The following is a 13,219-nucleotide window of genomic DNA, read 5'->3' as shown; positions in this document are numbered from 1 at the left end:
GCAAGGGGGGCCCCCCCCGTCCCCCGGCCCCGGGCCGCGGCGGTGCCCCCAAAGCGCACCACCCCCCCCCGTACCAGGGTCGTTTGCCCCGGCGCCAAACCGCGGGGCCCCCGCCCTGTTGCGGGGCCGGGCGCCCCTGTTCGTTTGGCTGAGTTACGCCGACTTCTCGTGACGCCCGTCGGTCTTCACGATCCGCGGCTCCCGCGGCACCAGCGTCGGGTTCACGTTGTTGTGGACCACATCCGATGTGATCACCACGCGGGCCACGTCCTTGCGGGACGGCACCTCGTACATCACCGACATCAGGACCTCTTCCATGATGGCCCGCAGGCCACGCGCGCCGGTGCCGCGCAGGATCGCCTGGTCGGCGATCGCCTCCAGCGCCGGGAGGTCGAAGTCCAGCTCCACGCCGTCCAGTTCGAACAGGCGCTGGTACTGCTTCACCAGTGCGTTGCGCGGCTCGACCAGGATCTTCAGCAGCGCCTCGCGGTCCAGGTTGTGGACCGAGGTGATGACCGGGAGGCGGCCGATGAACTCCGGGATCATCCCGAACTTCACCAGGTCCTCCGGCATGACCTCCTGGAACTGGTCGCTCGCCTCGATCTCGCGCTTGGAGCGGATCGTCGCGCCGAAGCCGATGCCCTTCGCGCCCGCCCGGGACTCGATGATCTTCTCGAGTCCGGCGAAGGCGCCGCCCACGATGAACAGCACGTTCGTCGTGTCGATCTGGATGAACTCCTGGTGCGGGTGCTTCCGGCCGCCCTGCGGGGGGACCGAGGCCGTCGTGCCTTCCAGGATCTTCAGCAGGGCCTGCTGGACGCCTTCGCCCGACACATCCCGGGTGATCGACGGATTCTCGCTCTTGCGGGCGACCTTGTCGATCTCGTCGATGTAGATGATCCCGGTCTCGGCCTTCTTGACGTCGTAGTCGGCCGCCTGGATGAGCTTCAGCAGGATGTTCTCGACGTCCTCGCCTACGTACCCCGCCTCCGTCAGCGCCGTCGCGTCGGCGATGGCGAACGGGACGTTGAGCATCCGGGCCAGGGTCTGGGCGAGCAGCGTCTTGCCGGACCCGGTCGGGCCGAGCAACAGGATGTTCGACTTGGCCAGTTCGATCGCGTCGTCCCGGCTCGCGCCGCCGCCGTTCTCGCCGGCCTGGACGCGCTTGTAGTGGTTGTACACCGCTACCGAGAGGGCCTTCTTCGCGGGCTCCTGCCCGACGACGTACCCCTCGAGGAACTCGTAGATCTCGCGCGGCTTGGGCAGTTCCTCCCACCGCACCTCGGAGGTCTCGGCGAGCTCCTCCTCGATGATCTCGTTGCAGAGGTCGATGCACTCGTCGCAGATGTACACACCGGGGCCTGCGATGAGCTTCTTCACCTGCTTCTGGCTCTTTCCGCAGAACGAGCACTTGAGCAGGTCGCCGCCATCACCAATGCGTGCCACGAGGTGCTTCCCCTTCGCCTGGGAGCAGCTTGGTTCAGCCGGCTCCTGGTGCCTCATATCCGACGGTACCTTGCCGGGCCCCCCGTTCGGGCCCCCCTTGGCGCGGTTCACATTGTCGTGAACCGCGCCAAGGGCGCCGGTCCGGTCAGGCGGCCGCTGCGGCCGTGCTCTTACGGGTCGAGACGATCTGGTCGACGAGGCCGTACGCAAGGGCGTCCTCGGCGGTCAGGATCTTGTCACGCTCGATGTCGTCACGGATCTTCTCGATCGGCGTGGTGGAGTGCTTGGCCAGCATCTCCTCCAGCTGCGTACGCATCCGCAGGATCTCGTTGGCCGCGATCTCCAGGTCGGAGAGCTGCTCACGACCGGTCTGCGAGGACGGCTGGTGGATCAGCACGCGGGCGTTCGGCAGAGCCATCCGCTTGCCGGGGGTACCGGCGGCGAGCAGCACGGCCGCGGCGGAGGCCGCCTGGCCCATGCAGACCGTCTGGATGTCCGGCTTCACGAACTGCATCGTGTCGTAGATCGCGGTCAGCGCGGTGAAGGAGCCACCGGGGCTGTTGATGTAGATCGAGATGTCACGGTCCGGGTCCATCGACTCCAGGCACAGCAGCTGCGCCATGACGTCGTTGGCGGAAGCATCGTCGATCTGCACGCCGAGGAAGATCACGCGCTCCTCAAAGAGCTTCGCATACGGGTCGTACTCGCGCACGCCCTGCGAGGTGCGCTCGACGAAGCGCGGGACGACGTAGCGGTTGTCCACCTGCGGGCCGGTGTAGAGGCCGCTGGCGGAAGCGCCGGGGAAGTTACTCATGTCGGTGTTCACCATCCTGGTGGCGTTCTGTGGGCTTGGGTGGCCGGGGCGGACTGCCTGGCTCAGGAGCTCGGAGCTCAGGGCTCAGGCGCCGGTGCCGCCGCCGCCCGGAACGCCCGATGCGGCGGAGATGATCTCGTCGATGAGGCCGTACTCCTTGGCCTCCTCGGAGGTGAACCAGCGGTCGCGGTCACCGTCGCGGATGATCGTCTCCACGCTCTGGCCGGAGTGCCGGGCCGTGATCTCCGCCATGCGCTTCTTCGTACGGAGCAGGTACTCGGCCTGGATCTTGATGTCCGAGGCGGTGCCGCCGAGGCCGGCCGAGCCCTGGTGCATGAGGATGTCGGTGTTGGGGAGCGCGAAGCGCTTGCCGGAGGCGCCGCCGGTCAGCAGGAACTGACCCATCGAGGCCGCCATGCCCATGCCGATGGTCACCACGTCGTTCGGGATGTACTGCATGGTGTCGTAGACCGCCATGCCGGCTGTCACCGAGCCACCGGGGCTGTTGATGTAGAGGTAAATGTCCTTGTCCGGGTCGGCGGCAAGGAGCAGCATCTGCGCCGTGATCTTGTTGGCGATGTCGTCGTCGACCTGCTGGCCGAGGAAGATGATGCGCTCGCCGAGCAGCCGGCTGTAGACCTGGTCACCGAGGCCACCACCGATGGACGGCTCACCCGCGGCGTAAGGCATCAGATTCGTCACGTATCCACCTGCTCGTCTCTGACGGCTGCGGCCGTCTCAGCGTCTTCGTACTGGGGGCGGGAATTGCCTTGCCCTCGTATTCATGGACCCTAACGCGCAGGTGGGACAACGCCATCCCGCTTCCCGAACTGTTCGCTCGGAGCGCAAGGTACCGGGGGGCACAGCAGTACGACTCGGGCCCCGGGCGCAGGGTGCGTCCGGGGCCCGGCGTAGGGGTCAGAGCAAGGCTCAGGCCTCGGTCTTCTCCGTGTTTCCGTCGTTTCCGTCGTTTCCGTCAGCGGCGGCCTCGGCCGTGTCTGCGGCCGCCTCGGCCTCGTCCTCGTCGTCCTCGAGGTCGATGACCTCACCGTTGGTGTCGGTGACCTTGACGGCCTCGACGACCACGGCGAGCGCCTTGCCGCGGGCGACCTCGCCCACGAGCATCGGCACCTGGCCGCCTTCGACGACCGCCTGGGCGAACTGGTCGGGGCTCATGCCGGAGGAGGCCGCACGCCGCATGAGGTGCTCGGTGAGCTCCTCCTGGTTGACGTTCAGCTTCTCCTTGTTGACCAGCTCATCGAGGATGAACTGGGTCTTGATGCCCTTGACCGCCTGCTCCGCGGTCTCGGCGTCGAACTCTTCCTCGGTCTTGCCCTGGATCTCCAGGTACTTCGCGAGGTCGAGGCCCATCTGGGCCAGCTGGTGGTTCACCAGGTTGTGCTTACGGGTGTTGACCTCGTCCTCGAGGAGCTTCTCGGGGATCGGCACCTCGGCCAGCTTCAGCAGCTCGTCCAGGACGCGCTCCTGGGCCTGGGTGGCCTGGTCGTACTGCTTCATGTTCTCGAGGCGCTTGCGGCTGTCCGCCTTGAGCTCCTCGAGGGTGTCGAACTCGCTCGCCATCTGGGCGAAGTCGTCGTCGAGCTCGGGGAGTTCGCGCGCGGCGACGGCGGTGACCTTGACGGCGACCTCGGCCTCCTTGCCCTCGGCGCTGCCGCCCTTGAGCTCGGAGGTGAAGGTGGCCTCGCCGCCGGCCTCCAGGCCGGTGACGGCATCGTCGATGCCGTCGAGCAGCTCGCCGGAACCGATCGTGTACTGGACGCCGCTCGCGACGCCGTCCTCCAGGACCTCGCCCTCGACCTTGGCCTCGAGGTCGATCGTCACGATGTCGCCCTCGGCGGCTGCGCGCTCGACCGGGTTGGTGGAGGCGAAGCGCTCGCGCAGCTCCTCGACCGACTTGTCGACGTCCTCGTCGCTGACCTCGACGGCGTCGACAGTGACCTCGATGCCGGAGTAGTCCGGGATCTCGATGGCCGGGCGGATGTCGACCTCGGCGGTGAAGGCGAGCGTCTCGCCGTCCTTCAGCTCCGTGATGTCGACCTCGGGCTGGCCGAGCGGGTTGACCGCGGCCTCGTTGACCGCCTCGGTGTAGAACTTCGGGAGGGCGTCGTTGACCGCCTCCTCCAGCACCGCACCACGGCCGAACCGCTGGTCGATCACTCGGGCCGGGATCTTGCCCTTGCGGAAGCCCTTGACCGTGACCTGCTGGTTGATCTTCTTGTACGCCGCGTCGAGGCTGTCCTTGAGCTCCTCGAAGGGCACCTCGACAGTGAGCCGAACCCGAGTCGGGTTCAGGGTCTCCACGGCGCTCTTCACGGTTCGGTCTCCTTGGTGGCTGATTCTGAGGTTCTGCTGCGTCCGCCGCACTGGAGGCGACTCAGCGGATTCGGCCCGGCTCTCCGTCCCACTCGCCGGCTGTTCGCCGGACGCGTCGGACACACGGGCACGCAGCTTGCATAGTAGCCGCAAGGAGGATGAGCCCCACAATGCGATCTTGAAGGGCGATCGTGGTGATGGTCGGGGTGGCCGGATTCGAACCGACGACCTTCCGCTCCCAAAGCGGACGCGCTACCAAGCTGCGCCACACCCCGTCGGTGCGACACGTAGGGTACATGCCCGCAGGCCATGCGGCTGCCGCATTTTTCGTGAGGCACTCAGGGAGGCGTCGCGAACGGAATGGGGTGTGCGTCACCGGCCCCGGACCCGCTACGATGCTCCTCGTACCGCGGCCCTCGTGACCTGCGGTGCGGCACTTGCGGGCGTAGCTCAATGGTAGAGCCCTAGTCTTCCAAACTAGCTACGCGGGTTCGATTCCCGTCGCCCGCTCTCTTCATGCCTCAGGCCCGGCCCGGTCGCTGTTCGACCGGGCCGGGCCTGTGGCGTTTGAAGGTCAGAAGTTGATCTGGTTGATGGTGTCGGCTATCGAGTCGAGGAACCTGTTGATCGACGGCGCCATGCCCGTCGAGGCGAGGAAGAAGCCGAACAGCACCGCGACTATCGCGGGTCCGGCCTTTATGGAGCCGCCGCGGATCAGCACCACGAGGATGATCGCCAACAGAAGCACCACAGACAGCGAAATGGCCACAACTGATCACACCCTCGGTCGGTCCGCCATGCCGGCCTGGGAGCGTGCGGCCCAGCACACCCCCGCCCTTCACCATCGTGCCACCAACAGCCCGGTACATGCTGCCCGCTGACGAATCATCGATGACGGGATCACGCCATCCGCGCGCCCGCGCGCGCCCGGGGAGAAGGGGTGACTCGTCCGCCGGGGTGAAATACGGGAAGGAATTCGGCCTGATCGTTGCCATGCCCCCACACGTCGCACACGAGAAATTCGAAGGGGGTCGGTGAGGAAATTCACGTGGTCACAAGGTCGTGGAGATATGCCCCATTTAAGGGGGATTAATTGGGGCATAGTGGGCGGTTGGTGGCTGTTTCAGATTCGAATGGGGGGCGTCCGGAGAAGGTTTTACGAAATCGAATCGGCGAGGCTAGGGTGCCTCAGATGTTCCACGCTCCGCATGAATATCAGAGGGCCCCGCTCCCCCAGGCCCGGGAGTCGGAGCCCGTCCCTACGACGCAGAAGACGGCCACACCGGCCGCCCCGGGGCCTGCCGAGAAGGCTGCTGCGAAGTCCACCAGGCGAGACGCCTACTTCGACAACGCGAAGTATCTGGCCATCGTGCTCGTGGCAGTCGCCCACGCATGGGAGCCGGTGATGGAGGGCAGCCGCGCCTCCCGGGCGCTGTACATGCTCGTCTACGCCTTCCACATGCCGGCCTTCATCGTCGTCTCCGGCTACTTGTCGCGGAGCTACACCGGTCGGCCCGACCAGCTCAGACGCATGCTGACCGGGATCGCCCTGCCGTACGTCGTCTTCGAGGTGGTCTACTCCCTCTTCCGGCGGTGGGCGCAGAACGCCCCCGAGCAGCCGATCAGCCTGCTCGACCCCTTTTATCTGACCTGGTTCCTGGTCGCCCTGTTCATCTGGCGGCTGACGACGCCGCTGTGGCAGCTGATCCGGTGGCCGCTGCCGGTCGCCCTCACCCTGGCCTCGCTCGCCGCGCTGACGCCGGGCATCGGGGCGGACCTCAATCTCCAGCGCGTGCTGCAGTTCCTGCCGTTCTTCGTACTCGGGCTGTGTCTGAAGCCCGAGCACTTCCAGCTGGTGCGGCGGCGCGAGGTGCGGCTGCTGGCGCTGCCGCTCTTCGCGGGCGCGGGCGTCTTCGCGTACTGGGCCGCGCCCCGGATGGATCTGGGCTGGTTCTACCGGTCCAGCAGCGCGCAGGACCTGGGTGTGCCGTGGTGGTCGGGGATCTTGATGACCCTGGCGTTCTTCGGCTGCGCGGTGCTGCTCACGGCCGGGTTCCTGGCGTGGGTGCCGCGCCGCAGGATGTGGTTCACGGTGCTGGGCGCGGGCACGATCTGCGGCTATCTGCTGCACGGCCTGCTGATCAAGGCCGCGGACTACGGGCATGTCTTCGAGACGAACGCCTGGCTGAGCACGCCGAGCGGCGAGATCGTGCTGACGCTGGTCGCGGCGGCCGCGGTGACGCTGCTGTGCACGCCGCCGGTGCGACGGGTGATGCGGTGCGTGACCGAGCCCGAGATGGCGTGGGCGTTCCGGCGGGACGTGACGGAGCTGGGGCCGCGGCGCTGACCCGCTGAATCAGTCGGTGGGCTGCTCGTCCGACAGACCGAGCAGGCCGCGCATCTTGGCGTACTTCGCCGCCAGCCGGGTCCGCGTCGCCTCGTCGAGGGCGGCGAGCCGCGCCGGGTTGGCATTGTGCGCGAGGTCGGCCTCCTTGATGAGGCGGGCGCCGGGAGTGGCAAGAATGCGCCGTGCGTACTCCTCCGGGGCCTCGCCCTCGCCCTTGGTGAGGGCCAGGACCATGTCCTTGACGGACTGCGGCAGCGCGGCGGCGTCCAGCCACTCGCGGGAGAGCACGTCGTCCTCGACGGCGTCGTGCAGCCACCCGGCGGCGATCTGCTCCTCGCTCCCGCCGCGGGCGCGTACGCCTTCCGCCACCGCGGCGAGATGCTCGGTGTACGGGCGTCCCGACTTGTCCTTCTGGGCGGCGTGCGCCTCACGGGCGATGGCCTCGACCTCGGTGAGCGTGAGATACGACATGGGACGACTGTACGTGCGTACGGTGCGCCGATACGCAGGCGCTCCGGCGAATGCGGGGTGGTCAGGGCGGTCAACGCGCTGCGATCTGCGCCGAGTTCGCGCGCGTCAGGCTGCCCGCGGTGCCGGCGCGATCGGGGGCGGGGCGTGACCCCACCCGCCACCCCACCCCGCGCTCACGCCTCCCGGCAGAGCAGCAGCAGCGCCCGGTCGTCGTTGACGTCCTTCGCGACCGCCTCGATCAGATGCCAGGCCGCGCCCTCGAAGCCGGAGGCGACATAGCGGTCGGCCTCGCCGGTGAGGCGGTCGATGCCCTCGCTGATGTCGCGGCCGGAGGCCTCCACCAGGCCGTCGGTGAAGAGCATCAGTACGTCGCCGGGGCGCAGGGAGCCCTTGACCGGGTCGAACTGTGCCGGGTCGTAGACGCCGAGCAGCGGACCCTCCGCGGACTTCTCCTCCCAGCGGCCGCTGCCCGCGCTCAGCTGGAGCGCCGGCAGGTGGCCGGCCGACAGCAGCTCGTAGTCCCCGGAGTCCAGGTCCAGGACGAGATGGATGGAGGTGGCGAAGCCCTCGTCCCAGTCCTGGCGGAGCAGGTAGCCGTTGGCCGCGGGCAGGAAGCCGTGCGGCGGCAGCGAGCCGAGCAGCCCGCCGAACGCGCCGGACAGCAGCAGCGCGCGGGACGCCGCGTCCATGCCCTTGCCCGAGACGTCGGTGAGGACGACCTCGAGGGTGCGGCCGCCATTCGTACGCGCCGCGACGACGAAGTCGCCGGAGAAGGACTGGCCGCCCGCCGGGCGCAGCGCCATCTCGCGGTGCCATCCCTTCGGCAGCCGCGGCAGGGCGCTCTGTATTCGGATGCGCTCGCGCAGGTCGAAGAGCATTGTTCCGCCGCGCCGCCAGGGCACCCCGACCCTGGCCCGGAACTGCGCGATCAGCAGGCCGAAGAAGCCGCACGCGGCGACCACCAGGACCGTGCCCGGGGTGACCCTGGCCGGGCCCTCGGTGTAGGGGCCGAGCACGACCGACTCGACGATCAGAGCCGCCGCGGCCGCCGCGTACAGACCCAGCAGGTTCGCCGGGCGCAGCAGCAGACCGCCGGCCACGATCGGCAGGACCAGCGCCGCCGGGGACACCCAGACGGGCATCACGACCGTCCCCCAGGTGAAGGCGGGGATGGTCAACAGCAGCCCGGCCAGCGCAATCCAGTCGGAACCGTCGCCGCGGAAGTAGTCGACGCCGGATTTGCGCAGGGCGATACGGGCCCGGTGCACTGCCTTCCGCAACCGGGCCGTGAACGAGTCTGCTGCAGAGCCGCGGGCCATTGCCGTGGACCCTATCGACCCGCCCGCGTTCCGCGCAGGGGGACCCCTGTGACAATGTGTTCGAAATCGGGTCGCCGTGTTGCCACAGCCCTGGTAGGCATGGCTTATGACGATCGAGCTGCGGGTGCTGCGGCCGTCCGAATGGGACGACTGGTACGGGAAGTTGATGCTCGCCTTCGGTGGGGTCGGCGAGCCGCAGGAGGAGCGCGAGCTGTGGGACTCGCTGACCGAGTACGAGCGGTCGATCGGGGCCTGGGACGGCGACGACTGCGTCGGGACGGCCGGGGCGTTCTCGTTCGGGGTCTCGGTGCCGGGCGGCGCGATGGTGCCGGCCGCCGGCGTGACGATGGTCAGCGTGGCGGCGACGCACCGGCGGCGCGGGGTGCTCACCTCGATGATGCGCCGCCAACTGGACGACGTACGCGGCCGGGGTGAGCCGCTGGCCGTGCTGACGGCCTCCGAGCCGGAGATCTACGGACGGTTCGGCTACGGAATCGCGACCCAGCAGATGTCCGCGCAGATCGACACGGTCCGGGGGCGGATCACCGTCCCGGAGGGCGCCGACGCGGTCCGGCTGCGGTTCGCCGAAGTCGCGGACGTCGCCGCGGAGTGCGAGGCGGTGTACGTACGCAGCATCGGCTCACGGCCGGGCATGCTCGCCCGCAAGCCGGGCTGGGAGCGGCTGCCGCTGCTCGACCCGCCGAGCGAGCGGGAGGGCGCGTCGCCGATGCAGTGTGTGGTTGCCGAGCGGGAGGGCGAGATCGTCGGCTTCGTCCGCTTCCACAACAAGCCGGAGTGGGAGCCCCGCGGGCCGAGCGGCACCATCACGCTGCGGCACATCGAGGCGCTCGACCCCGTGACGTACGCCGTGTTGTGGCGCTTCCTCTTCGACATCGACCTGACGGTGAAGGTGGTGGCCCGCAACCGCCCCGTGGACGATCCGCTGCTGCATCTCGTCAACGATGTGCGGCGCCTCGAAGCGCGGGTGCGGGACGGGCTGTTCGTCCGGCTGGTGGATCTGGGCGCAGCCCTCGAGGCGCGTACGTACCGGACGCCGGTGGATGTGGTCTTCGACGTCGCTGACGCCTTCTGCCCCTGGAACATCGGACGCTGGCGGCTGACCGGCGACGACAAGGGCGCGTCCTGCAAGCGGACGGAGGACGACGCCGATCTGGCGCTGTCAGTACGGGAGTTGGGCGCGGCCTATCTGGGCGGGGTGTCGCTGGCCGCGCTGGCGGGGGCGGGGCGGGTACGGGAACTGCGGCAGGGGGCGCTGGCTGAGGCGTCGTCGGCGTTCACCAGCGATGTCGTGCCCTGGCTGCCGCACGGCTTCTAGCGCATTTCCAGCCTCGTGGGGGTCCCCCCGGACGAAGTCTGGGGGAGTTTGAGGCGTGGGGGTCCGGGGCGAAGCCCCGAATCAAGCCTCGCCGGCGTTTGAGGCGTGGGGTGCGGGGCGGGCTAACCCCGCTGGCACCCCGCGCACCAGAAAAGATTGCGTGCGGCGAGACCGGCGGTGCGGATCTCGCCGCCGCAGACATGGCAGGGCAGTCGTGCCCGGCGGTAGACGTAGACCTCGCCGCCGTGGTCGTCGACGCGCGGCGGGCGGCCCATCGCCTCGGGAGTGTGCTCGGGGCGGACGGTGTCGATGCGGTTGTTGCGTACCCCCTCGCGCATCAGCTCCACGAGGTCCGTCCAGATCGCGGTCCACTCGGCGCGGCGGAGGTCCTTGCCCGCGCGGTAGGGGTCGATGCCGTGCCGGAAGAGGACCTCGGCGCGGTAGACATTGCCGACGCCCGAGATGACCTTCTGGTCCATCAGCAGCGCGGCGACGGTGGTGCGGGAGCGGGAGACGCGGGCCCAGGCCCGCTCGCCCCCGGAGCTGAACGCGGCGTCGTCGGCGCGCAGCGGGTCGGGGCCGAGGCGGTCGTGTATCGCCTGCTTCTCGCCGTCGGTGATCAGCCCGCAGGCGGTGGGGCCGCGCAGATCGACGTACGCGGTGGGACCGGCCAGGCGCAGCCGGACCGTTTCGGTCGGCGGGGGCGCGGGCGCGTCGCCGAAGTTCACCTTGCCGAAGAGGCCGAGGTGGATATGGACCCAGCCGAGCGGGCCGAAGCCGAGGAAGAGGTGCTTGCCGTGCGCCTCGGTGCTCTCCATGACCTGGCCGTCGAGCAGCGCCGCGCTGTCGGAGAACTTCCCCTGCGGGCTGGTCGCCCGCACAGGCCGGCCGCCGAACCTCTCGAAGTGGTCGGCGGCCAGTCGGTGGATCGTATGACCCTCGGGCATCAGCCCTGCTGCGGGTGGTGCGCCGGGATAGGGGGGAGCTCGCCGGTCGTCTCGTACGCCGTGAGCATCTCGATGCGCCGGGTGTGACGCTCCTCACCCGAGTACGGCGTACTGAGGAAGATCTCGACGAACTTCGTCGACTCCTCCAGCGTGTGCATCCGGCCGCCGATGGCGACGACGTTGGCGTCGTTGTGCTCACGTCCGAGTGCGGCCGTCTGCTCGCTCCAGGCGAGTGCGGCGCGCACGCCCTTGACCTTGTTCGCGGCGATCTGCTCGCCGTTGCCGGAGCCGCCGATGACGATGCCGAGGCTGTCCGGGTCCGCGGCCGTCTTCTCGGCGGCACGCAGGCAGAACGGCGGGTAGTCGTCCTGGGCGTCGTAGATGTGGGGGCCGCAGTCGACAGGCTCGTGGCCATGGGCCGTGAGCCACTCGACGAGGCGGTTCTTGAGTTCGAAGCCGGCATGGTCGGAGCCGAGGTACACGCGCATGGTCCGAGTGTGGCACGCGCGGGGCTGGGTAGCGGGCAGCGGGGTCCGGACCCGCAAGGGGTCGCGGGCCTTCCGCTTACCGCATCGACCTAACGATACGGAGACGGGACTTCCATGATCGGGTGTCGCAGGTTTGAATGCGGGGGCTCGTGACCCGAGTGCTCTCGAACCTAAGGAATCGTCCATGACCTCGCAGCAGACCCTCACGAAGGAAGGCGGGAAGCCCGGAACACCCGGTAACCCGCAGCCCTCCGATGGTCTCCAGGCCGGTCTCAAGAACCGCCATCTGTCCATGATCGCCATCGGCGGTGTGATCGGCGCGGGCCTCTTCGTCGGCTCCAGTTCCGGTATCGCCGCGGCAGGCCCGGCCATCCTTCTGTCATACGCACTCGTGGGCGCGCTGGTCGTCTTCGTGATGCGGATGCTCGGTGAGATGGCCGCCGCCAACCCGACCTCCGGCTCCTTCTCCGCCTACGCGGACCGGGCGCTCGGCCGCTGGGCCGGGTTCTCGATCGGCTGGCTGTACTGGTTCTTCTGGGTCGTGGTGCTGGCGGTCGAGGCGACAGCCGGTGCGAAGATCCTCGAAAGCTGGATACCGATGGTCCCGCAGTGGGGCTGGGCGCTGATCGTGATGGTCGTGCTGACGGCGACGAACCTCGTGTCGGTGTCGTCGTACGGCGAGTTCGAGTTCTGGTTCGCGGGCATCAAGGTCGTCGCGATCAGCGCGTTCGTACTGATCGGTGTGCTCGCGGTCTTCGGGCTGCTGCCCGGCTCCGACAACCCCGGTGCGGGCTTCGCACACCTCACCGACGCCGGCGGATTCATGCCGAACGGCGCGGGCGCCATCCTGACCGGTGTGCTGATGGTCGTCTTCTCCTTCATGGGAAGCGAGATCGTGACCCTGGCCGCCGGTGAGTCCGAGGACCCGCAGCGCGCGGTCACCAAGGCGACGAACAGCGTCATCTGGCGGATCGGCGTCTTCTACCTGGGCTCCATCTTCGTGGTGCTGACGCTGCTGCCGTGGAACGACAAGTCGATCCTCGACAAGGGCTCGTACGTCGCCGCGCTCGACTCGATCGGCATCGCGCACGCCGGCCAGATCATGAACGTGATCGTGCTGACCGCAGTTCTGTCGTGCCTCAACTCCGGGCTCTACACCGCCTCCAGGATGGCGTTCTCGCTCGGGCAGCGTGGCGATGCGCCGAAGGCCTTCGCCCGCACGAACTCGCGTGGCGTGCCGAAGGCGGCCATTCTCGGGTCCGTGGTCTTCGGCTTCGTCGCCGTCTTCTTCAACTACAAGTGGCCGGACACCGTCTTCGCGTTCCTGCTGAACTCGTCCGGCGCGGTCGCGCTGTTCGTGTGGCTGGTCATCTGCGTCACCCAGTTGCGCATGCGCGGGATCATCCTGCGCGAGACGCCGGACAAGCTCGTCGTGCGGATGTGGCTCTTCCCGTATCTGACCTGGGTGACCATCGCGATGATCCTGTTCGTGCTGGGCTACATGGTCTACGACGGGGGCGACGCGCGGGATCAGGTGCTGCTGTCGCTGCTGGTGGCGGCGGTCGTGATCGCGATCGCGGTCGGCCGTGAGAAGTTCGGGCGGCGCGGCGCGGTGGATTCCGCGGACGCCGGTCAGAGCGACGTGAAGGACTCGGTCGCCCGGTCGTGACCCGGCACAACGCCTGACGCTCAACGGCACCTGCTGAATGTCAGGTGC

The 13,219-nt window shown here is 68.6% G+C and carries 12 protein-coding genes and 2 tRNA genes; 4 read left to right on the top strand and 10 right to left on the bottom strand.

All coding sequences use genetic code 11. The annotated features are described in order from the left end of the window. Positions 1 to 153: 153 nt before the first annotated feature. The 5 genes from clpX to ACFYWY_RS23205 all read right to left on the bottom strand — a co-directional run bounded on the left by clpX (position 154) and on the right by ACFYWY_RS23205 (position 4,869). Positions 154 to 1,446 (bottom strand): ATP-dependent Clp protease ATP-binding subunit ClpX, encoded by a 1,293-nt coding sequence (clpX, locus tag ACFYWY_RS23225; RefSeq protein ID WP_389189827.1) that lies wholly within the window; start codon positions 1,444 to 1,446, stop codon positions 154 to 156. A gap of 145 nt (positions 1,447 to 1,591) precedes the next feature. Continuing rightward, positions 1,592 to 2,275, bottom strand: coding sequence for an ATP-dependent Clp protease proteolytic subunit (locus ACFYWY_RS23220; RefSeq protein ID WP_356226350.1), 684 nt, complete (start codon positions 2,273 to 2,275; stop codon positions 1,592 to 1,594). A gap of 69 nt (positions 2,276 to 2,344) precedes the next feature. Beyond that, complete coding sequence (locus ACFYWY_RS23215; protein ID WP_389189841.1) at positions 2,345 to 2,950, bottom strand: ATP-dependent Clp protease proteolytic subunit; 606 nt, start codon at positions 2,948 to 2,950, stop codon at positions 2,345 to 2,347. A 240-nt stretch (positions 2,951 to 3,190) separates the two neighbouring features. Continuing rightward, complete coding sequence (gene tig / locus ACFYWY_RS23210) at positions 3,191 to 4,594, bottom strand: trigger factor (protein ID WP_389189825.1); 1,404 nt, start codon at positions 4,592 to 4,594, stop codon at positions 3,191 to 3,193. 198 nt (positions 4,595 to 4,792) lie between these two features. Further along, positions 4,793 to 4,869 (bottom strand) — tRNA-Pro (locus ACFYWY_RS23205). Between the two features lie 164 nt (positions 4,870 to 5,033). Here ACFYWY_RS23205 and ACFYWY_RS23200 point away from each other — a divergent pair. Then, a tRNA-Gly gene (locus ACFYWY_RS23200) sits at positions 5,034 to 5,104 on the top strand. A gap of 64 nt (positions 5,105 to 5,168) precedes the next feature. Here ACFYWY_RS23200 and ACFYWY_RS23195 read toward each other — a convergent pair. Then, positions 5,169 to 5,363, bottom strand: a complete 195-nt coding sequence (locus ACFYWY_RS23195) for a hypothetical protein (RefSeq protein ID WP_215097656.1) — start codon at positions 5,361 to 5,363, stop codon at positions 5,169 to 5,171. Between the two features lie 423 nt (positions 5,364 to 5,786). Between ACFYWY_RS23195 and ACFYWY_RS23190 the strand changes: the two genes are divergently transcribed. Further along, the gene (locus tag ACFYWY_RS23190) at positions 5,787 to 6,941 is read left to right on the top strand and encodes an acyltransferase family protein (RefSeq protein ID WP_389189822.1); all 1,155 of its coding nucleotides are present in this window, start codon (positions 5,787 to 5,789) and stop codon (positions 6,939 to 6,941) included. Between the two features lie 9 nt (positions 6,942 to 6,950). Here ACFYWY_RS23190 and ACFYWY_RS23185 read toward each other — a convergent pair whose 3' ends face one another. Both ACFYWY_RS23185 and ACFYWY_RS23180 read right to left on the bottom strand, forming a co-directional pair. Further along, entirely contained in the window at positions 6,951 to 7,412 is a 462-nt protein-coding gene (locus ACFYWY_RS23185) for an HD domain-containing protein (protein ID WP_389189820.1), read from the bottom strand. A gap of 173 nt (positions 7,413 to 7,585) precedes the next feature. Continuing rightward, positions 7,586 to 8,731 carry a PP2C family protein-serine/threonine phosphatase gene (locus tag ACFYWY_RS23180; protein WP_389189818.1) on the bottom strand — a complete coding sequence of 382 codons (1,146 nt, stop codon included), beginning with the start codon at positions 8,729 to 8,731 and terminating at the stop codon, positions 7,586 to 7,588. 106 nt (positions 8,732 to 8,837) lie between these two features. Here ACFYWY_RS23180 and ACFYWY_RS23175 point away from each other — a divergent pair, with 106 nt between their 5' ends. Further along, a complete protein-coding gene (locus tag ACFYWY_RS23175; RefSeq protein ID WP_389189816.1) occupies positions 8,838 to 10,067 on the top strand; it encodes a GNAT family N-acetyltransferase in 1,230 nt (409 codons plus the stop codon). Positions 10,068 to 10,189: 122 nt separating this feature from the next. On the opposite strand, the gene ACFYWY_RS23170 is transcribed toward ACFYWY_RS23175, so the two are convergent. Then, positions 10,190 to 11,014, bottom strand: coding sequence for an Fpg/Nei family DNA glycosylase (locus ACFYWY_RS23170; protein ID WP_389189814.1), 825 nt, complete (start codon positions 11,012 to 11,014; stop codon positions 10,190 to 10,192). Beyond that, positions 11,014 to 11,502: a ribose-5-phosphate isomerase gene (locus tag ACFYWY_RS23165; RefSeq protein WP_389189812.1), complete on the bottom strand. Its 489-nt coding sequence runs from the start codon at positions 11,500 to 11,502 to the stop codon at positions 11,014 to 11,016. The genes ACFYWY_RS23170 and ACFYWY_RS23165 overlap by 1 nt, the downstream gene beginning before the upstream one ends. A gap of 184 nt (positions 11,503 to 11,686) precedes the next feature. Here ACFYWY_RS23165 and ACFYWY_RS23160 point away from each other — a divergent pair, with 184 nt between their 5' ends. Continuing rightward, a complete protein-coding gene (locus tag ACFYWY_RS23160) occupies positions 11,687 to 13,171 on the top strand; it encodes an amino acid permease (protein ID WP_389189810.1) in 1,485 nt (494 codons plus the stop codon). The last annotated feature ends 48 nt before the right edge of the window (positions 13,172 to 13,219 follow it).

The sequence above is a fragment of the Streptomyces sp. NPDC002870 genome (assembly GCF_042888505.1).
GTDB lineage: Bacteria > Actinomycetota > Actinomycetes > Streptomycetales > Streptomycetaceae > Streptomyces.
This window is presented reverse-complemented; position numbering and strand designations above follow the sequence as displayed.